At 39.2% G+C, this 19,855-nt stretch carries 15 protein-coding genes and 1 tRNA gene; 4 read left to right on the top strand and 12 right to left on the bottom strand.

The features are described 5' to 3' along the window. Positions 1-8: 8 nt before the first annotated feature. Positions 9-2,120: a TonB-dependent receptor gene (locus PMI_RS01130; RefSeq protein WP_012367519.1), complete on the bottom strand. Its 2,112-nt coding sequence runs from the start codon at positions 2,118-2,120 to the stop codon at positions 9-11. 10 nt (positions 2,121-2,130) lie between these two features. Further along, positions 2,131-4,014 (bottom strand): IucA/IucC family protein, encoded by a 1,884-nt coding sequence (locus PMI_RS01125; RefSeq protein ID WP_012367518.1) that lies wholly within the window; start codon positions 4,012-4,014, stop codon positions 2,131-2,133. Positions 4,015-4,227: 213 nt separating this feature from the next. Here PMI_RS01125 and PMI_RS01120 point away from each other — a divergent pair, with 213 nt between their 5' ends. After that, on the top strand, positions 4,228-5,064 hold the full coding sequence (locus PMI_RS01120; protein ID WP_012367517.1) for an HpcH/HpaI aldolase/citrate lyase family protein: 837 nt from the start codon (positions 4,228-4,230) through the stop codon (positions 5,062-5,064). A 70-nt stretch (positions 5,065-5,134) separates the two neighbouring features. Here PMI_RS01120 and PMI_RS01115 read toward each other — a convergent pair whose 3' ends face one another. The 4 genes from PMI_RS01115 to dnaQ all read right to left on the bottom strand — a co-directional run bounded on the left by PMI_RS01115 (position 5,135) and on the right by dnaQ (position 8,356). Next, complete coding sequence (locus PMI_RS01115) at positions 5,135-5,929, bottom strand: ABC transporter ATP-binding protein (RefSeq protein WP_012367516.1); 795 nt, start codon at positions 5,927-5,929, stop codon at positions 5,135-5,137. Further along, positions 5,929-6,909 (bottom strand): FecCD family ABC transporter permease, encoded by a 981-nt coding sequence (locus tag PMI_RS01110; RefSeq protein WP_223232014.1) that lies wholly within the window; start codon positions 6,907-6,909, stop codon positions 5,929-5,931. The genes PMI_RS01115 and PMI_RS01110 overlap by 1 nt, the downstream gene beginning before the upstream one ends. A 489-nt stretch (positions 6,910-7,398) precedes the next feature. Beyond that, positions 7,399-7,475: transfer RNA gene (locus PMI_RS01105), tRNA-Asp, on the bottom strand. A 122-nt stretch (positions 7,476-7,597) separates the two neighbouring features. Beyond that, positions 7,598-8,356 carry a DNA polymerase III subunit epsilon gene (dnaQ, locus tag PMI_RS01100; protein WP_012367515.1) on the bottom strand — a complete coding sequence of 253 codons (759 nt, stop codon included), beginning with the start codon at positions 8,354-8,356 and terminating at the stop codon, positions 7,598-7,600. Positions 8,357-8,421: 65 nt separating this feature from the next. On the opposite strand from dnaQ, the gene rnhA reads away from it, so the two are divergent. Next, a complete protein-coding gene (gene rnhA, locus PMI_RS01095; RefSeq protein ID WP_004244975.1) occupies positions 8,422-8,901 on the top strand; it encodes a ribonuclease HI in 480 nt (159 codons plus the stop codon). Positions 8,902-8,925: 24 nt separating this feature from the next. On the opposite strand, the gene PMI_RS01090 is transcribed toward rnhA, so the two are convergent. Further along, complete coding sequence (locus PMI_RS01090; RefSeq protein ID WP_004244976.1) at positions 8,926-9,639, bottom strand: class I SAM-dependent methyltransferase; 714 nt, start codon at positions 9,637-9,639, stop codon at positions 8,926-8,928. Positions 9,640-9,676: 37 nt separating this feature from the next. On the opposite strand from PMI_RS01090, the gene gloB reads away from it, so the two are divergent. Beyond that, positions 9,677-10,432: a hydroxyacylglutathione hydrolase gene (gene gloB, locus PMI_RS01085; RefSeq protein WP_004252479.1), complete on the top strand. Its 756-nt coding sequence runs from the start codon at positions 9,677-9,679 to the stop codon at positions 10,430-10,432. A 73-nt stretch (positions 10,433-10,505) separates the two neighbouring features. Continuing rightward, the gene (gene mltD, locus PMI_RS01080) at positions 10,506-11,840 is read left to right on the top strand and encodes a murein transglycosylase D (RefSeq protein ID WP_012367513.1); all 1,335 of its coding nucleotides are present in this window, start codon (positions 10,506-10,508) and stop codon (positions 11,838-11,840) included. Between the two features lie 88 nt (positions 11,841-11,928). On the opposite strand, the gene PMI_RS01075 is transcribed toward mltD, so the two are convergent. From PMI_RS01075 to mazG, 5 genes are all read right to left on the bottom strand, one after another. Then, on the bottom strand, positions 11,929-13,566 hold the full coding sequence (locus PMI_RS01075) for an alpha-keto acid decarboxylase family protein (RefSeq protein ID WP_012367512.1): 1,638 nt from the start codon (positions 13,564-13,566) through the stop codon (positions 11,929-11,931). Positions 13,567-13,749: 183 nt separating this feature from the next. Further along, complete coding sequence (locus PMI_RS01070; RefSeq protein WP_004247295.1) at positions 13,750-15,132, bottom strand: SLC13 family permease; 1,383 nt, start codon at positions 15,130-15,132, stop codon at positions 13,750-13,752. 320 nt (positions 15,133-15,452) lie between these two features. After that, positions 15,453-16,754, bottom strand: coding sequence for a phosphopyruvate hydratase (eno, locus tag PMI_RS01065; protein ID WP_012367511.1), 1,302 nt, complete (start codon positions 16,752-16,754; stop codon positions 15,453-15,455). A 64-nt stretch (positions 16,755-16,818) separates the two neighbouring features. Continuing rightward, entirely contained in the window at positions 16,819-18,456 is a 1,638-nt protein-coding gene (gene pyrG, locus PMI_RS01060; protein WP_004244983.1) for a glutamine hydrolyzing CTP synthase, read from the bottom strand. A 511-nt stretch (positions 18,457-18,967) separates the two neighbouring features. Further along, positions 18,968-19,765 carry a nucleoside triphosphate pyrophosphohydrolase gene (gene mazG / locus PMI_RS01050; protein ID WP_012367510.1) on the bottom strand — a complete coding sequence of 266 codons (798 nt, stop codon included), beginning with the start codon at positions 19,763-19,765 and terminating at the stop codon, positions 18,968-18,970. Between the last annotated feature and the right edge of the window lie 90 nt (positions 19,766-19,855).

Below are 19,855 nucleotides of genomic sequence, written 5' to 3'. Positions count from 1 at the left end.
GAACCCTCTTAGAAGTCAACACTTACCGAGGCAAGGAAAGTACGTGGTGCTCCCTGTGCAATAGTGGTATATGACGCGACACCAGACCAGTAATGGTGATTAAATAGATTCTGTACATCAAAACGGAAAGTGGTAGGCGCACCATACACACGTGTTTTATAGGAGGCTCCCATATCTACCGTTGTCCAAGAATTGATAGACTGTGTATTTGCCTGATTGACATATTGCTTTGCGCTATAATTGACATAACTGTTTAATGACAATCCATGCAAAATAGGAAGGTCATATTCCACTCCCACATTTGCTTGTAGAGGAGAAACGCCAACGGGTTTGTTACCACGGATATCAGATTTAGGCGATTTGATAAGTTCGGCATCAATAAGAGAAAGATTGCCTGAGATTTGTAAATTATCCAGCACCTGCGCTGAAAGATTAACTTCAACGCCACGATTTCGCTGCTCACTATTAGCATTAAATATATTATCAGTGCTGTCGATAGCACCACTAGGCTTGGTTATCTGGAAAAGAGCCAAACTGCTTTGTATTCCCGCATTATCATACTTAACCCCAACTTCGTACTGTCGCGAGCGATAAGGACGCATCACTTGGCCGGCATTTTTTGCAAAACTCGGGGCTATATCGCCTTTGCTTAACCCTTCAATATAGTTGGCATAGAGCGAAACAGACTCTAAAGGATGGTAAACCAGCCCCAACATTGGCGTCACCGCTGATTCATCATAACTGGCCGAACGCTGTCCATTAGCCATAAAGTTATCGGCTTGCACTCTTTGCAAACGTATCCCGGGGATAATATCCACACTGCCATTCAATATGGTCATGATGTCCGAAACGGCAAAGCTAGTTAATTGACTAGAAGATACTTTGGGAACGCTTGCTGGAGACGATGGTAGGGTAACATCGACTTCTGATGGTGAATAAATATTAGAAATCACCTTTTGTTTTCCTACATTACCCGCAACAGCAAGACGGTCATGATAATAGCTGGCCTGTAATGTCATCTGATGATCAATAGCGCCCGTTGAAAAATAACTTCTGACACCGGTTTCAAAAATATAACGATGTACATTAAAGCGATAATTAGTGATTGCCGATTCAACATCTCCATTGTCGTTAATAATCTTTGGGGTTTGCTCAGAGATACGTGAAACGATTGAACGACCACCACCGGCATTCATGAAGAGTGTTAGATTATCGTTAAGCTCGTATGAACTGTGCAGTAATACGCCCTGATCGCGGGTGTTCCACCACATCCCTTTTTGGGCAATATTGCGTCGACCATTAGGGGCCTTAGGAACATCGATACCCGCTAAGACAATAAAAGGACGATTAGGTGATTTGACATATTGATATTGATCGAATAAATCAACTGAAACGGTGAATCCATCTTTTCCATAGTCAAGAGCGAGTGCACCTAATGCCGTTTTTTTATGAGTATTATCAAGCGCCAGATCTCCACCACTACCACCACCATTAAATCGGACGCCCCACATTTCACCGTCTGGGGTTACCCACAATTTACCTACATCTATATAGGCACCAAGTTGATTATCAGATCCCCAAGTGGTAGTAATCTGTTTAGTTCCCTGACGAGTAGGTCTTTTCGTCACCGCGTTAACAACACCGCCAACCCCGCCATTGGGGGAGATACCATAAAGCCCCGCCCCAGGCCCTTTTAGTAATTCTATTCGCTCTAAATATTGAGGTAATAACTGATAATTTGGCGCTACACCATAAACACCATTGAGGGCAACTTCACCAATATTGCCTTCCCCGATAGGGAATCCTCGGATCATAAAGGAATCAAGAATACCACCTGACGGAGATGTCACTTGAACGGATGGATCATCTTTTATTACATCGCCAAGTGTTTTAGCCTGTCGTTGCTCAATATATTTCGAGGTATATCCCTTAATACTAAATGGAATATCTTGGATATCTTTATTTCCCAATAAACCTATGTTGGCTTGTTGTGATAACCTACCTTTAGTTTGGGGGTTAACGCGCTCTGCGTTAACAATAATTCTCTCTTCCGCGCTGACGAAATCAGGAATTAAACTTGCTGCAATAGTCAATGCTAAAAAATGTTTGTTTGTGATCATTATTATTCTCTCAGATCTTAGAGTTATCTACTTGTTCACCAGCTAACGGATTGTTAAGTCCATGCTGAAGACGGTAATCAGTATATTGCTGTAAATGCATGCTCATTAATGAGCGGGTATACCAAGGGTGGTGGAGAAAATGTTCACGCTCTTTGTGCCAAAAATCCGCCTCTACTCTGGGTTGAAGTGCTTTAAACACAAGTTCAAGCTCTTCGCCGATCACAGTCCATATGCGGGTATCAGGGATGTCATAAAGTTGAGTTAAACAAAGCGCAATTTCATGTAAATGGCTGACAAGACAAGCATCTACAACGAAGGTTCTGACAGGTTCAATATCATCTTCAAACACCGTGGGTAAAATGCCGGGCCAGATATAAGGTTGAAGCTCATATCCTTGCTGACGCAGTGCTGGAGCCCAACTGCGTCCATCACCAAAATCACGAATAAGCATGGTGACCGCACGACCGGAATCATCAAATAAAACTTGCGTATTTTGTTGGTGTGCCTCAAGGGCAATGCCATAAATTAAATACATCGCTAAAACGGGTTTCAGTATGACTTTGGTATAATTACGAAACCATGTTTCAGGTAAGTCGCCTGATAATGCGATCAGCTCGCTAATAAGGGGTTGGGGTTTATGTGGGAGCTCAGTAAATAATGATGCAACTGTGATAGCGATTAAATTATCGTTTCTTTCCCATGCTTGCGTATCACGAAATACAACCGAGAGAAACTTACCTTCAGCGTCATCCATACGTACGTTATGACGAAAATGCCACGCCACTTCTTCTCGGAAAAAGTCCAGCTTGCCATCAAAATCCTTATCCACCCGCAAAATATCCTCAATAATCGTACTAATACGTGGCCCCATATGAATAGATTTGGCTTGAAGGCTGCGCATTTCGCTAGTCATCCAGATAGCAACAGGTAATTTGATAAAGGGTGATCTAGATGCGGTAGGAAGCATGGTTCTAAACGACATGGATGCCGCGGTCTCAAGTTGAGGGCCTAATGGTAGAAGAATGCCTTCATCTATTTCTTTTGAGAAATGCGCAATGATCCAGTGTTCAAGATGCCAAGGATGCAGAGGAATAGGTAACCATTTTTGTGGGTTTTGATATTGACTTGTAAGCCACTCACACCATTTATTCCAAACGGTTGGAAAAGCCGATGAAAACCATTGATGGATATCCTGAATATGGGGCATCTTCTCACAATAAACCATATCGCTTTGTATGGCTGCGATACGCAGATTAACTCGTGCACCAAATTCAGCTGATAGTGCGACAATATCATCATCGCTTAAACCGGGTCTAGACTTCCAAGTTGGGTAATAAGAATGACCTTCAAGCGCACCCCACTGATCGAGAAAAGTTGCACCATCACGCCGACTGTAATGACGAGTTATCCATTCAATAAAACAAGATGTTCCCTCTTGTGCCATCTCATTAGAAATCGTATCCCGCCACTTTGACCGATGTGCTCTAGCTAATCGATCATTATGGATACTGTTTGCTACATCTTTATTGAATTTTGTCATTCCCTCCGTTGTAGGGGTGAAACTAAGTTCATTTTTCAGTATCCCCATAAGTTCTTCATGGGATTGCACCATTCGGTGGCGGCCATCCATTGATTTAAGGATAATATCACCGCGATTAATAACGGTATTTGCAGGAAAAACGGTCGTTTGATTAAATTGAAGGATATGTATCCCATCAGAAAGCGGGTACTTAACGTTATTTTCATCATTGAAAACTTGCAGTTTATTATCATCCAATAATTTTTCTGCAAAAAGACAGCGAATGATACGAGCAAGGGCATTACGTGTTGAAAAATCTGTTTGTATAGCAGTTTGTTGCCCTGCAATACTCTTTTTCTCTACCGTCTCCATCATTTTTCTCCCAAAGAAATAAGGCTTAAACAATTAATTTAAATTTATCTATCTTGGGGGGTTACTTAACCTTTTTTTACTTTTTCGAGCGTCTTGAAAAAGGTTGATGAGTAAGCTACCATCAGAAAATGATGATGTAAATAATAATCAATCTCATTCTCATAATTATTCGTTTTTATGGAAGATACATTATATTTATTACTAAGGTAGGTAAATATGAACGAAGAGATTAGCTATCTGTTTGTCCCTGCTAATAAAAAAGTTATGATTTCCAAAGCGTTAACTTATGGTGCAAATGCGATCATTCTTGATCTTGAAGATGCGGTTCATCCTGATGAAAAACCGCTCGGACGTGACAACATTCAAAATTGGCTAACGACAATAAATAACACCATCATTAACACCAGTATATATATCAGAATAAATCATCCTAAAGAGAAAGAATTTAAAAACGATGTTGATCTATTAAATTCATTAAATGAAACGCTAATGACAGGAGTAATGATCCCAAAACTGGAAGATGCGGAAATACTTTCCTATATAAAATCAAAACTTCATCTGGCTATATCAAAGCGACCATTTATAGGCATTATAGAAACAGCGCGTGGAGTGCACCATTGTGAAGAGATTGCCAATAGTGGTGTAACGAGATTAGCATTCGGCTCATTAGATTACTCACTAGATATTGATTGCCAACAAACAGCAGAAGCGTTGCTATACGCAAGAAGCCGAATCGTTATCGCTTCACGCATTGCCAACCTTATCTCCCCTATTGACTGTGTCACCCCTGAATTTTGCACACCTAATACATTATTAATGGACGCCAACCATGCTAGCGCTCTTGGATTTGGCGCTAAACTCTGTATTCATCCGGATCAAATAGATACTGTTAATAAGGCATTTAAACCTACTGAGGAAAAAATTAAATGGGCGCAAGAAGTGGTTAAGCAATCAACAGCCAGTTATGCTTTTCAGATTAATGGGGAGATGATTGATTTACCTTTAATAAAACAAGCCACGCGTATTATCAATGGTAAATATAAACCAAATTGAATCTATCAAAGACCACCCAAATAAGTATAGTCATCATATCAAATACAATTATTTGAGTGGTTTAAAAATGCTATATATCATTTATCCTCCCATCAATTAATACCTGTGGATGGCCTCTAGAGCATCGTTCAATACGGGCGCTAACGCGATAAACATCGGCGAGTATTTCTGGTGTGATCACCTCAGTTGGTAAACCATTGGCAACTAACTCCCCATTTTTAAGCATTAATACATACTCTCCATGGCGTAATGCAATATTAATATCGTGAACAACAACCACAGTAATCATATTACGTTTCTTGGTTTCTCTCGCGATTAATTCCATCACATGAAACTGATAATTAAGATCGAGTGCGCTAAGTGGTTCATCTAGCAATAATAAACTTGGTCGTCGAATTAGTGATTGAGCAAGCCCCACCAATTGTTTCTGTCCACCGGATAACTCATCAAGATATCGCATAGCTAAATGTGAAATTCCCAGTTGTTCTAATAGATCTATAACTTCATCATTCGCTGAATGAGAACGATGTTCACCTAAAGCTCGTCTTGCAACCAGAATTGACTCCAAGACACTCAAATGAACACCCGCAGGTAAAGTTTGTGGCAAATAAACCACCTGCTCTGCTCGTTTAGAAAAAGAGAGGGAGAGTAACTCATCATCACCAAGAAAAAGCTTTCCTTGTGCGCTATTAAGCCCAGCAAGCGCCCTTAACAACGTCGATTTACCACTGCCATTAGGCCCCAAAAGAACAGTAATTTTCCCTCGTGGAAGCAGTGAGACCGTTAATTCTTTAATGATTTCTCGCTTCGCATATCCCGTAGAAAACTTTTCAATACGCAACCCAGCATTCAATCCCGTGTTCATTATATTCTCCCGCGATGACGCAAAATGATACTAACAAAGAAAGGGATACCCACAAGAGAAGTCACAATTCCCACCGGAATAATCACACCAGATAAAAGGTTTTTGGAGACTAAAGAAGCTATCGATAATACCAATGCACCAATAAGGGCACTTGCGGGCAAATAAAAACGATGATCTTCGCCAAAAGTCATCCGAGCAATATGAGGAGCGACTAATCCAATAAAACCTATTGGGCCAACAAATGCTACCGCCAAGGCAGAAATGATGCTAATACGAAGTAATGTTGTTAGGCGTAAGCGTCTGACGTTGATCCCAAAGCTCATCGCACGATCTTCCCCTAGACGAAGTGCCGTCAGTTTCCAAGCATTCATCAATGACAAGGGGAAGATAATCACTAATACAACCAATAAAATGTATAACTTATCCCACGATGCCCGATTAAGGCTACCCATTGTCCAGAACACTAATCCCTGAAGCGTATCTTCGTTAGCGATAAATTGCATAATGGAAACAGCAGCATTAAAAGTAAACACTAACGCTATGCCAAAGAGAATAATTCCAGAGGTAGAAACTCGCATCCAACGTGAGATAAAGTCCAGTAACAACGTTGCCAGTAATGCGAAAATAAACGCATTAACTGAAATAAACCACTGAGCAGGAACCCCCGGAATACCAATCCCTAAAACAATCGCTAAAGCAGCACCAAAAGCAGCGGCAGAAGAGACGCCAAGCGTAAAGGGACTTGCCAGCGGGTTATTGAGTATAGTTTGCATTTCAGCACCCGCTAACCCGAGTGACATTCCAACGACAACCGCCATAAGGGAGTAAGGTAGCCTGATATCCCACACAATAACCCGAGTGCCAGCATCGGCAGTTTCTGGCGATATTAGTGTATTCCACAGTTCAGTCAGCGATAATCCTGAAGGCCCTAAAGTAAAATCAAGGATCAAAACGCTACATAACACGCCCCCTAATATCATTAAGTAAAAGAAACGACGAAGTATCTGTCGCTGATATTCCTTCACTACCCTTGCTTTTGTTGTTTTACTTGAGTGTTGTTTAGACGCTCTATTTTCGCTCATTGAATGTTAGCCTGTTAGTTACCCCACGCTAGGTATAAGAGAGATTATAGCAAGATAATGCGAATTAAAACTATAACGATAATAGTTACCATTATCGATAACAAAATATAATAGGTAAAATAAAGCTACCAATTAATATGAATTGCTCTTATTTAATAGCAAATAATAGTGGCGTTATAAATGGAGGTAGAAAACAGAGACAAAAGTAATAAACTTAGATATCTGTAATAGAAGACGTGAGTGTCGACAGAATACTGACTAAATGAGTTAATGAGTTAATGAGTTAATGATACTATTTTTATTTTAGGCAAAAAAAACCGCATCAGCATAAAGCGATACGGTTTCTAATTATTTTGATGTCAGTTAATACATCAAAACGATAAATTCTGGCGGAACGGACGGGACTCGAACCCGCGACCCCCTGCGTGACAGGCAGGTATTCTAACCAACTGAACTACCGCTCCGCGTATCCTTTCGGACGAGATGAATATTACGAATCTCTTACCTTGTCGTCAACTATTTTTCTAACAAAAAGATGCGTTTGGATAGTTTTTAATCTCAACACTCTATTTATATCACTTTACCTTTATGCAGTTTCATCATTCGAAGCAGGAGCTGGACGCCATAAACAGTGGCCTCCTTTTTTCACCACTAAATCTAACCGAGCTTCGTGCGCAACTAACTCTTCTGCAGAGGCTTTTATTACTCTTAATCCACGCACTGGTCGTACAATACGTTGTATATCATCCCCTTTTTGCTCTTCGTTCGATTCACCTTCCATTGAAAAAGCTAATGCGGTTTGCCCACCGGTCATAGCTAAGTAAACATCAGCGAGGATCTCGGCATCTAATAATGCGCCGTGCAGTGTTCGTTTGGAGTTATCAATTAAATATCTGTCACATAACGCATCTAGATTATTGCGTTTGCCAGGAAATAACTCCCTTGCCATAGCAAGGCTATCGGTTATTTGGCAAAAAGTTTCTGTGAGAGGAATATCACGGTTAAGCTTCTGAAACTCATAATCCATAAAGCCGATATCAAACGAGGCGTTATGGATAATTAATTCTGCACCACGAATATACGCTAAAAACTCATCCGCTATTTCTGCAAATGAAGGACAATCTTCTAAAAATTCGTCACTGATCCCGTGAACTTCAAAAGCTTCAGGATCAACCAATCTTTCTGGTTTTATATAAACATGGAAATTTCGCCCAGTTAAGCGACGATTGATAACCTCAACGGCACCAATTTCAATGATATTATGGCCTTCATAGTGAACGCCCAGTTTGTTCATACCGGTTGTTTCGGTATCTAGTACAATTTGTCGTGTGATTGGAGTGCTCATAATCCGTTTTTATGTCAGACTTAGGGTTAATTTTTCGTATTACTTAAAAAGGATAAGTCGCCTTTATGCACAAGCAGGTAGAAATATTCACCGATGGTTCATGTTTAGGCAACCCAGGTCCTGGTGGTTATGGTGCAATTTTACGCTACCAACAGCATGAAAAAACCCTTAGTGAAGGTTTTTTTATGACCACCAATAACCGCATGGAACTCCTTGCTGCTATCGTAGCATTAGAAGCGTTAAAATTCCCTTGTAAAATTACACTGACTACGGATAGCCAGTATGTCAGACAGGGAATTACCAAGTGGATACATAGTTGGAAAAAACGCCAATGGCGTAAAGCAGATAAAAGCCCTGTGCTGAATGTTGATTTATGGAAGCGTCTTGATAAAGCCATTGAGCGTCATGAAATTGAATGGCATTGGGTTAAAGGTCATGCAGGCCATGACGAAAATGAACGTTGTGATGAACTGGCCAAAGCGGCCGCGCAATCTCCCACAAAAGAAGATACTGGCTATCTAGAAAGTCAACAAGATAAAACCTGAGAGTAATAACGGCAGATAGTGATATTAATCAGGTCGATTACGTGTAGCGCCTAAAACTCTGCCTTTTACACTCATACGCGGTAATGCAAACTTCATCGCGGTGGGTGTTAAAGGAAGCGTTCTTTTACGTGCTAATATTAAATTTAAACATCCCCCGACATGATAGCGCTTACCATCACGTTTTACGGGACGGGAAAATGGCATAATCTGGAAGTTCTGTTGTGTTATCACTTCATAATTAAGCACACTTAGCCAATCAACTTGGCGACGAAGTGAAAACATCCGACAATAATAGGGCTGTTTATGCCGTAAAATAGGCGTACATTTTCCTATACCTAATAGGCTGATAGGATTAAAACTTGATAGGATGATCCAACCGTCATCCACTAATACACGATCGGCTTCTCTTAATAACCAATGAGGGTCTGCACTGTAATCTAAAACATGAGCCATAAGACAGACATCAACCGATTTATTTTCAAATGGCAGATAATTGAGAGACGCCATAACATCTGTGTTTGTCGTCGTTGTAGTCACGTTAACTTGATGTGAGACCATACTGGATTTAGTATCGAGTTCAGCACTAAGTTGACCTAATTTAAGCATATGAAAACCGTATATTTTCGGCCACCAATTTTGTAATCGCAATTCAATTGCCATGCGGTAATATTCTCCCCAAGGAATATTACGCCAAGAGCTTGGCATACAAATTGGTTTTCCCGAACGCGCTGCTTTCATCGTTTAACCCTTTTATATTTATAAGTAAGGTAACTTTATGGAGCTTATCAGAATTCCCGCTTTATCCGATAACTACATTTGGCTATTAAGTAATGAAAATAGTGAATGTGTGATTGTCGATCCTTCCCAAGCCAAACCGGTTATAGACATCATCTCACAACGTTCATTAACACCTGTCGCTATTTTGTTAACTCATCACCACGAAGATCATGTTGGTGGTGTTGCTGGGTTGGTTAGTAAATATCCTAACATTGAGGTTTTTGGTCCACAAGAAACACAAACTAAAGGCGCTAATAAAATTATTCATGATCAAGAACACATTATCGTTGATTCTTTTTCTTTTTTAGTCATCGGAACACCAGGCCATACATTAGGTCATGTCGCCTACTATAGCGAACCTTATTTATTTTGCGGTGACACGCTATTTTCCGGCGGTTGCGGACGTTTATTTGAAGGTAGTGCACAACAAATGTTTAGCTCATTACAAAAGTTAATGGCATTACCTGATAACACCTTAATTTGTTGTGCCCATGAGTATACATTAGCTAACTTGACCTTTGCGCACCATATTATGCCAAAAAATCCTGATATTACCGATTATTTAAACAAAGTTACTGAAATGCGCCATCATTTGCAACCAACAGTGCCGATAACACTGAAAAATGAAAAGAATATTAATCTTTTTCTAAAATCTGACGATATTGATTTACAAAGAATTTTAGGTATAACTTCTAATACTTATGCTCCAATAAAGACATTTACAAAATTAAGAGAATTAAAAGACAACTTTTAGTTCCTATCGGTTGTTTTATTTGGGAACACTAGTATTATTTAGGGCAAAAAACACACAGGACTAATTTTCGAACATGAAGACAAAAGTGATTTTGTTCTCTATATTGCTATTGGCGGGTTGCCAGCAATCTAAGAGCATAAAACCCGATTTGTCTGCGATAACACCCACATCTTTAGGGACTTCAACTTCTTACCAACCACAATATGATATAAAAACCAATTTGTGGGGTTATGTAGTAAGTGAATTAAAAATGGATATCCCTGACAATGAAAGGATTTCGCAGCAAGAAACTTATTTTTTAAATAATCCAAAACATATACAAACCGTTGCATTACGTGCAGAGCCTTATATGTATTGGATTATTGAGGAAATAGAAAAACGTGATCTACCGATGGAGCTTGCACTGGTTCCGGTGGTGGAAAGTGCGTTTAATCCTCATGTCACCTCTTCAGCTAAAGCGGCTGGCTTATGGCAATTTGTCCCTGTCACAGCTAATTATTATGGTCTAGCACAAAATCAATGGTATGACGGTCGCCGTGATGTTGTCGCTTCTACTAATGCAGCCTTAGATTTGCTTGAACGCCTTTACATTATGTTTGATAGCGACTGGCCTTTAGCATTAGCCGCTTACAATGCGGGCGAAGGTCGTGTTATGCAAGCGATAAAAGCTAATGAAAGCAAAAATCTACCTACCGATTACTGGTCACTTTCATTACCCAAAGAGACCATGAATTATGTGCCTAAAATTCTCGCCTTAAGTAAAGTTATCCGTGACAATGAAGCCGATATCACTTTCCCGAAAAGTAACTATCGCGATAAATCATTAGCCGCAATTGATATTGGCGAACAGATAACATTAAGCAAAGTCGCTGAACTTAGCCAATTACCTATTACAACCGTAAAAGACTATAACCCAGGCTATAAGCGCGGGATCACCGCACCAAATGGCCCTCATGTTATTTTGCTTCCTCGTAATAAACTTGCGCAGTTCCAAAATGCGTTTGCTGACGAAGCGATTTTAAAGACCATCCGTTTAGCGGTCGCTAAAGCCAATCAGTCGATTAAACAAGAAGGTATTTATAAAGTCCGCTCCGGTGATTCTTTTTATGCCATTGCTCGACGTTATAATATGAGCGTAAAAGAGCTACAACGACTCAATGGATTAAGTGCAAAGAGTACCCTATTAGTTGGGCAAACATTAAAAATTCATAATGCAGGTAGTGTGAACAATCGTCCGACAGGCAAACCAACCGGCGCTTCACCAAGTTACTATAAAGTTCGTCAAGGTGACTCTTATTACAGTATTGCTCGTCGTCACAATATTAATCTTAAGCAATTAATGAGCTGGAATGCTGATATCAAGATGTTAAAACCGGGAACGCAATTAACGCTTTACTTAAAAAAATAGTTTTTAGCGCCTTGATAAACAGTTAACGCCATCTAACTATCGAGCGGATAGTTAGATGGCTGTTTACTTTATAACATTTTAATACCCATCATTTATACTGATTAAGCAACGCAATAAATTCACTGATTGGCTCCGAATAGTCATGTTTATCCATATCAAGTTCAACAAGGCACAGTTCATCTTGATGCACTTTTAATAAAGGTAATACGGTTTCTAACGCTTCTAGACTATCCACTTTCACGCTATAAGCATCACAATTAAATAGCTCAGGTAACTGTGAGTAATTCCAGTTTTGGATATCATTAAAGGTATCTTTAGGCCCGTAAAAGATCTTTTCAAATGCGTAACCTTGATTATTAACAATAAAAATAACGGGATTGAGTTTTAAGCGTAATAAAGTAGAAAGCTCTTGTGCAGTCATCTGAAATGCACCATCACCAATAACAACAAAGGCACGTCCTTGGTTTTCTAATGCAAGAGTAACACCTAATGCGGCGGGTAAAGTATAACCAATGGATGCCCAAATATTACTGACCACTAATTGACTGTTACCAGAAAATATATGATTAACAGCACATAAAAAAGCATTACCTGCTTCAGCAAGAATAACCGAATTATCATCAAGGACTTTATCTAACAGAAGAGGAATAGAATCTATTTTTATCAGTCCTTGCCAATCAGGCGGTACTATTTTTTGCGGTAGTAACGCTATGTTGTGGGGATAAATATAGTCAAGGGCTAATAAGGCGTTAGGCATATCGAGTAAAGAAACGCCATAAATCTTCTCTTCCTCTATTAAGCTATAAGTATCATAAAATTGATAGCAATTTTGTGTGGGAACGTCGAAGGTAAATCCCGCTGTATTAACTTCATCCCAACTCACCCCAAGACTAATAATTAAATCAGAATTTATAATATAATCTAAACCTTGTGGATTAGATAATTCACCAAATAATATTCCACCATACTGTTGACGCCCTTCATCAACAACCCCTTTACTTCCCCATACAGTAAAAAACGGCAGATTAGTTTTTTCTAATAAATTCTCAACTTGTTTTCTTAATTGGTAACGTGATACTTGTTCGCCAATAATAATACATGGTGATTTTGATTGCTTAATTTTATTTTCAAGAAGAGTAATAACTTTATTTAAATCGTCGGGATTACTTTGAGGTAATGTTAATTGTAATGGTAACTTTGGTTTATTAACTTTCATCACACCGACATCCTCTGGTATTAATAAATAAACCGGATATCGATAACGCCACAATGTTTCTAATACTCTATCAATTTCTTCCGTCGCATTGTGATATGTTAATACAGCCGTTGTTTTTGAAATATGACGATACATTTTTTCAAAGGCATCAAACCTACCCGTCGCTAAACAATGATGTAATGTTTTTCCTTTCTCTTGCTTTGACTGAGAAGGCGCGCCAACAATATGAATAATGGGAACCTGCTCTGCAAATGCGCCAGCAACACCATTTATCGCACTTAACTCCCCCACTCCATAGGTTGTACACAGAGCAGAAAAACCTTTGATCCGTGCGTATCCTTCACAAGCATATGATGCATTTAATTCATTACATGCGCCTACCCATTGAATATCTTTATCATTATCAACAACACCAATAAAAGGTAAATTATAATCGCCGGGAACACCAAAAATAGTTTTAATTTCTAACTCTTTTAATCTTACTAATAAATAATCTAAAACTGTAATCATAACCTGTACCTACTATTTTTATTAGAATAAAGAATGAAATTAAAGTATAGGTACAATTTGTTTTTTTTCTAATTTAATAAAATTAAAAAATTAGAATAATTAAAATAAAAAAACTAATTTAATTAAAATAAAAAAGGTACCTATTTTTATAGATACCTTTTATTTATTAATTAGTAATTGTAATTATAACCAGAAGAACCAAGCAAAGAGAGAGATAACTAAGATACACACAAGGTTAAGTACCCCACCTACACGTACCATCTCTGTCTGTTTAATATATCCGGAGCCAAATACAATAGCATTGGGTGGCGTTGCCACTGGTAACATAAAGGCACATGATGCACCGATACCAATAATCATCGTTAACGCCATAACAGGCATACCTAAAGCTTGTGCCACCGTTGCAAAGATAGGAACAAGTAACGCAGCGCTGGCGGTATTACTGGTGAATTCAGTTAAAACAATAATAAAGGTTGTTACGGCAAGAATAATGACAAACCAATGGCTGTTACCAAAAGTATCTTTCATAAAATCAGCCATAACCAAACTTGCACCAGAAGATTGTAAAATTGCGCTCAGTGTTAAACCACCACCAAACAGCATTAATACGCCCCACTCTGTATTTTCCTGAATTTGGCTCCAACTTGCGACACCCGTCACCCCAATAACAATAGCGGCACTGACTGCAATGACGGTATCTAAATCTTTCACACCACCGAAAGCGCTACTGATAAAGGAGCTAAAGATCCAGCAAAATACCGTTACTAAGAAGATAATCATGGTAATAACACGTTTGTTATTCCACTCTAACACTTCTAATTTCAGATCAAACTTATGTTTTAGGTTAGGACGTAGCATCAGATACATCACAATAAACATGATAGGCAATAGCACTAACATGATTGGAACACCGTACTTCATCCAAGTAATAAAATCTAAATTTAGTTGAGCAGCAGCAATTGCATTTGGCGGGCTACCCACCAACGTACCTAAACCACCGATACTGGCACTATAAGCAACACCTAATAGTACGAAGACGAAAGTATTACGTTCTGAACGAATATCTAAGTTAGATAAAATGCCTAACACTAACGGTAACATCATTGCCGCAGTTGCCGTGTTACTGATCCACATTGAGAGTAATGCCGTTACCCCAAAAAGTAACAAGACAGCAATGGAGAGCTTGCCTTTAGCAATCATCAATAAGCGGTTAGCGATTAAGCGATCTAATCCTTGAATATGAAGCGCTGTTGCTAATGCAAATCCTCCGAAGAATAAGAAAATAATCGGATTAGCAAAAGATTTTAGCGATTCATTGGTGTTCATTAACCCGAGCACTACCGCAAGGATTGGAATAAACAACGCTGTAATAGTTACGTGAATAGCTTCTGTCAGCCATAACACACCCACAAACACCATTAACGCTAAACCTGCATTAGCTTTTGGATCGTAGGGTAAAAATTCTAGCAATAACAGCAGTAGTACAACGTCGATTGCTAAAATAATTAACCCTCGTTTGTTTATCGGGCTTGATTTCGCCGATGGGGCTAAATTGGACGCATCCATGATAATACTCCACATTAGCTGACGTGAACATTAAGTTCACTAAGCCATAATTGTTAACGAAATAGGTTATATGTGAAATATAAAAACATTTCACTCCATTGAAAATGTGCAAAAGTTATAATTGGGATCTGATCCACGAGAATTAACCGATTTATTAATAAAAGAGTAAAAATTGAACACTATTTTCTCTTACGCATCACACTTTTTATTCCATTGTTCTAGTGTAAATATCCTACTTTCCCTATCTAGCGCCAAAAAAAATGGGTGAACAATACATTCACCCATTTAAAATTAATAAATCTTTCTAATCGAAATTACGATTATGCTTGGCCTTTAACTTCTTTCAGACCATTGAAAGGTGCTTTGCTACCTAATGCTTCTTCGATACGGATCAGCTGGTTATATTTAGCAACACGGTCAGAACGGCTCATAGAACCTGTTTTGATTTGACCTGCTGCTGTACCTACTGCTAAATCAGCGATAGTTGCATCTTCTGTTTCACCAGAGCGGTGAGAGATGATAGCAGTATAACCTGCGTCTTTCGCCATTTTGATAGCAGCTAACGTTTCTGTCAGTGAACCGATTTGGTTGAATTTGATCAGGATAGAGTTAGCAATACCTTTATCGATACCTTCTTTTAGGATCTTAGTATTAGTTACAAACAGGTCGTCACCAACCAGTTGGATTTTGTCACCAAGTACTTTAGTTTGGTATGCGAAACCATCCCAGTCAGATTCGTTTAAGCCATCTTCGATAGAAACGATTAGATACTGTTTAGTCAGCTCTTCTAAGTAATGAGTGAATTCTTGTGAAGTGAAAGTTTTACCTTCGCCTTTCAGTTCGTAGTTACCAGTCTCATTGTTATAGAATTCAGATGCAGCACAGTCCATAGCCAGAGTTACATCTTTACCTAAAACATAACCCGCAGCTTCTACTGCTTCTTTGATAGCCGCTAATGCAGCCGCATTAGATTCTAAGTTTGGCGCATAACCACCTTCATCACCTACCGCGGTGTTCATGCCTTTTGCTTTCAGCACTTTTGCTAAGTGATGGAAGATTTCAGAACCCATACGAACCGCTTCTTTCAGAGTAGGCGCGCCAACAGGTTGGATCATAAACTCTTGGATATCAACGTTGTTATCAGCATGCTCACCACCATTGATGATATTCATCATTGGTAAAGGCATTGAGTATTGACCGTGAGTACCGTTCAGATCAGAAATATGCTCATACAAAGGCATACCTTTCGCTGCAGCAGCTGCTTTTGCGTTTGCTAAAGAAACAGCTAGGATTGCGTTTGCACCAAAGTTTGATTTGTTTTCAGTACCATCTAAATCGATCATGATTTTATCGATATTAGCTTGGTCTTTAGCATCTTGACCCAAAAGAGCTTTAGCGATTGGTCCATTAACAGCTTCAACCGCTTTCAGAACACCTTTACCTAAGAAACGTGACTTATCGCCATCACGTAATTCTAAAGCTTCACGAGAACCTGTTGATGCGCCTGATGGAGCCGCCGCCATACCAACAAAACCACCTTCTAAGTGAACTTCAGCTTCAACTGTTGGGTTGCCACGAGAATCGATAATTTCACGACCAAGTACTTTAACGATTTTGGACATACGGTTTTCCTCTGTACAAGTTAAATTTCCGAGAAGAGAGATACGCGCTCTCTTCTCACATATCCTATTTTAGCAAGCCTTTTTGGTAGTCAAAGGCTGCTTTCACAAAGCCAGCAAATAACGGATGGCCGTCACGTGGCGTTGAGGTAAACTCAGGGTGGAATTGACAAGCAACAAACCAAGGATGATTTGGATTTTCAATAATTTCCACCAGCTTGTTATCAACTGAACGACCTGCAATACGTAAACCCGCATCTTCGATACGTTTTAACAGTAGATTATTCACTTCATAACGATGACGATGACGCTCTGTAATAGTATTTTTACCATACAGAGTACGCACTAAACTATCGCCACTTAAATGACAAGGTTGTGCACCAAGGCGCATTGTTCCACCTAAGTCACTATTTTCTGTACGCACTTCAAGATTGCCATTCTCATCACGCCATTCAGTAATAAGCGCAATAACTGGGTATTTACAATCAGGTGCAAACTCTGTGGAGTTAGCATCTTCCATATTGGCAACATTGCGTGCAAATTCAATCATAGCCACCTGCATACCTAAACAGATGCCTAAATAAGGGATTTTATTTTCACGTGCATATCGAGCAGCCATAATTTTGCCCTCAACACCACGTTCACCAAAACCACCTGGAACTAAGATTGCGTCTAACCCTTTTAGGATTTCTACACCACGAGTTTCCACATCTTGAGAATCAATTAATTTGATATTTACCGCAACACGGCTTTTGAAACCACCATGTTTTAATGCTTCAATCACTGATTTATAGGCATCTGGTAATTCAACATATTTACCAACCATACCAATGGTAACTTCGCCTTCAGGGTTGGCTTCTTCGTAGATAACCTGTTCCCATTCAGACAGATTTGCCACTGGGCAATCTAAGCTGAATCGTTTACAGATATAATCATCTAATCCTTGCGATTTCAAGAGTGCAGGGATTTTATAAATGGAATCGACATCTTTTAATGAGATAACCGCTTTCTCGGGAACATTACAAAACAGTGCAATTTTGGCGCGTTCATTAGCTGGAATAACGCGATCTGAGCGACAAATTAATGCATCTGGTTGAATACCAATCGAGAGTAACTCTTTTACAGAGTGTTGCGTTGGTTTGGTTTTTACTTCACCCGAAGCCGCTAAATAAGGCACTAATGTTAAGTGCAGATAGAAAGTATGCTCACGCCCTACTTCTGCCGCCATTTGACGGATAGCTTCTAAGAAAGGAAGTGATTCGATATCACCGACAGTACCACCAACTTCAACTAACACGACATCATGACCTTCACCGCCACGGATGATGCGTTCTTTGATTTCATTAGTGATATGAGGAATAACTTGGATAGTAGCACCAAGATAGTCACCACGACGCTCTTTGCGTAGCACTTCTGAGTATACACGGCCGGTCGTAAAGTTATTACGACGCGTCATTTTCGTGCGAATAAAGCGCTCGTAATGGCCTAAGTCAAGATCAGTTTCAGCTCCATCGTCAGTGACGAAGACTTCTCCGTGTTGAATTGGGCTCATCGTACCTGGATCGACGTTAATATACGGATCTAACTTCATCATGGTGACATTGAGTCCACGGGCTTCTAGTATAGCCGCTAAAGAGGCTGCGGCAATGCCTTTACCCAGAGAGGATACGACCCCGCCGGTCACAAAAATATAATTCGTTTTCATGCTGAACCTGAAAGTTTAGGTGTATTTGGATGATGGATATAACTGGACGGGAACACAGTATACCCGAACCTTATTTTCGCTACAAACATTCTTAGTTGTATAAAGTTCTTTTTCATCACATTACTTATCCGTTTAAACACGAAAAAACAGTAAAAATTCAATCAACTAAACCCGTGAAAATATTTCTCAAGCATTTTAGCTTAATCCTTTCAGCTAAGATATCACTTTTAGAGAATAGATGCTTTATTTTTTTCACGATATAAAGTGTAGCAGGTTTCGTGACATATCTTTTGCTTATGATCATGCTTTTAATTTTTTTGAGGTTAATCACACTTTTTAGCAAATCAAATGCAACAACGATATTTAAAGCCACCTAAAATAAAAAAAGCAAAATTACCTTTTATAATTTCGCCTTTTATAATTTTTTATAAAAAGTGAGCAAAAACAATGAGATTTCATCTATTATTTTTCGCACTTAATGTCACAAAAACAAATAATGATGAGTCATTCTTCACTCAATTTCTTTTTCCTTCGCTTTTTGCCAACCGATCTCCATCTCTTCTAATGAAGCATTTTCTATGTTTATACCCTGCTCTGTGAGCATTTTTTCAACAAACCTAAACCGTTGCTCAAATTTACGACAAGCTCGATTAAGTGCCTGCTCTGGCTTTTGTTTTAAATGGCGCGATAAATTAACCACAGAAAAAAGCAAATCCCCCAACTCATCCTCAATACGTTGATCATCTCTAGGGGCTTTTTTCACTTCTGCCATCACTTCATCTATTTCTTCATACACTTTATCTAATACAGGAGAAAGCTCGTGCCAATCAAAGCCAACGGAGGCACAGCGCTTTTGTATTTTCTCTGCTTTCATTAGTGCCGGTAAAGTAGCAGGAATATCATCAAGTAATGAATATTGTGCTTTCGCTTCACGCTCTTGAGCCTTGATTTTTTCCCAACGATGCTTTTCAGTCGCTAAATTATTTTCATTTTCTGTAGCAAAAATATGTGGATGACGACGTTCTAATTTATTGCTGATAGCTTCACAGACATCATTAAAATCAAATAATTGCTGCTCTTGCGCCATTCTGGCATAAAAAACGACTTGATAGAGTAAGTCCCCTAACTCCTCTTTAAGTGCGGAAAAATCTTTGCGGGCAATGGCATCTAGTACTTCATAGGTTTCTTCTAATGTATAGGGGGCTATGGTGTCAAAGGTTTGTACCCTATCCCACTCACAGCCTGTTTGAGGATCACGTAATTGCGCCATAATGGCTAATAAACGTAAAATTTCACGGTTTTCTGACATTATCTGGCCTTGTATATAAAAGTGATCGTTATGTCGAGTTAACAAAATTTCGTAAAAAAATGCCAAGACACATTGTGCTTGGCATTTTAT

Origin of the sequence: Proteus mirabilis HI4320, from assembly GCF_000069965.1 — a bacterium.
GTDB lineage: Bacteria > Pseudomonadota > Gammaproteobacteria > Enterobacterales > Enterobacteriaceae > Proteus > Proteus mirabilis.
This window is presented reverse-complemented; position numbering and strand designations above follow the sequence as displayed.

What these genes read in the sequence shown, in the direction of transcription:
- pyrG (WP_004244983.1), bottom strand. Translation starts at nt 18,456, where the DNA reads ATGAAAACGAATTATATTTTTGTGACCGGCGGGGTCGTATCCTCTCTG.
- dnaQ (WP_012367515.1), bottom strand. Translation starts at nt 8,356, where the DNA reads ATGAGCACTCCAATCACACGACAAATTGTACTAGATACCGAAACAACC.
- rnhA (WP_004244975.1), top strand. Translation starts at nt 8,422, where the DNA reads ATGCACAAGCAGGTAGAAATATTCACCGATGGTTCATGTTTAGGCAAC.
- PMI_RS01110 (WP_223232014.1), bottom strand. Translation starts at nt 6,909, where the DNA reads ATGATATTAGGGGGCGTGTTATGTAGCGTTTTGATCCTTGATTTTACT.
- PMI_RS01075 (WP_012367512.1), bottom strand. Translation starts at nt 13,566, where the DNA reads ATGATTACAGTTTTAGATTATTTATTAGTAAGATTAAAAGAGTTAGAA.
- PMI_RS01070 (WP_004247295.1), bottom strand. Translation starts at nt 15,132, where the DNA reads ATGGATGCGTCCAATTTAGCCCCATCGGCGAAATCAAGCCCGATAAAC.
- PMI_RS01090 (WP_004244976.1), bottom strand. Translation starts at nt 9,639, where the DNA reads ATGAAAGCAGCGCGTTCGGGAAAACCAATTTGTATGCCAAGCTCTTGG.
- eno (WP_012367511.1), bottom strand. Translation starts at nt 16,754, where the DNA reads ATGTCCAAAATCGTTAAAGTACTTGGTCGTGAAATTATCGATTCTCGT.
- PMI_RS01115 (WP_012367516.1), bottom strand. Translation starts at nt 5,929, where the DNA reads ATGAACACGGGATTGAATGCTGGGTTGCGTATTGAAAAGTTTTCTACG.
- gloB (WP_004252479.1), top strand. Translation starts at nt 9,677, where the DNA reads ATGGAGCTTATCAGAATTCCCGCTTTATCCGATAACTACATTTGGCTA.
- mazG (WP_012367510.1), bottom strand. Translation starts at nt 19,765, where the DNA reads ATGTCAGAAAACCGTGAAATTTTACGTTTATTAGCCATTATGGCGCAA.
- mltD (WP_012367513.1), top strand. Translation starts at nt 10,506, where the DNA reads ATGAAGACAAAAGTGATTTTGTTCTCTATATTGCTATTGGCGGGTTGC.
- PMI_RS01130 (WP_012367519.1), bottom strand. Translation starts at nt 2,120, where the DNA reads ATGATCACAAACAAACATTTTTTAGCATTGACTATTGCAGCAAGTTTA.
- PMI_RS01125 (WP_012367518.1), bottom strand. Translation starts at nt 4,014, where the DNA reads ATGATGGAGACGGTAGAGAAAAAGAGTATTGCAGGGCAACAAACTGCT.
- PMI_RS01120 (WP_012367517.1), top strand. Translation starts at nt 4,228, where the DNA reads ATGAACGAAGAGATTAGCTATCTGTTTGTCCCTGCTAATAAAAAAGTT.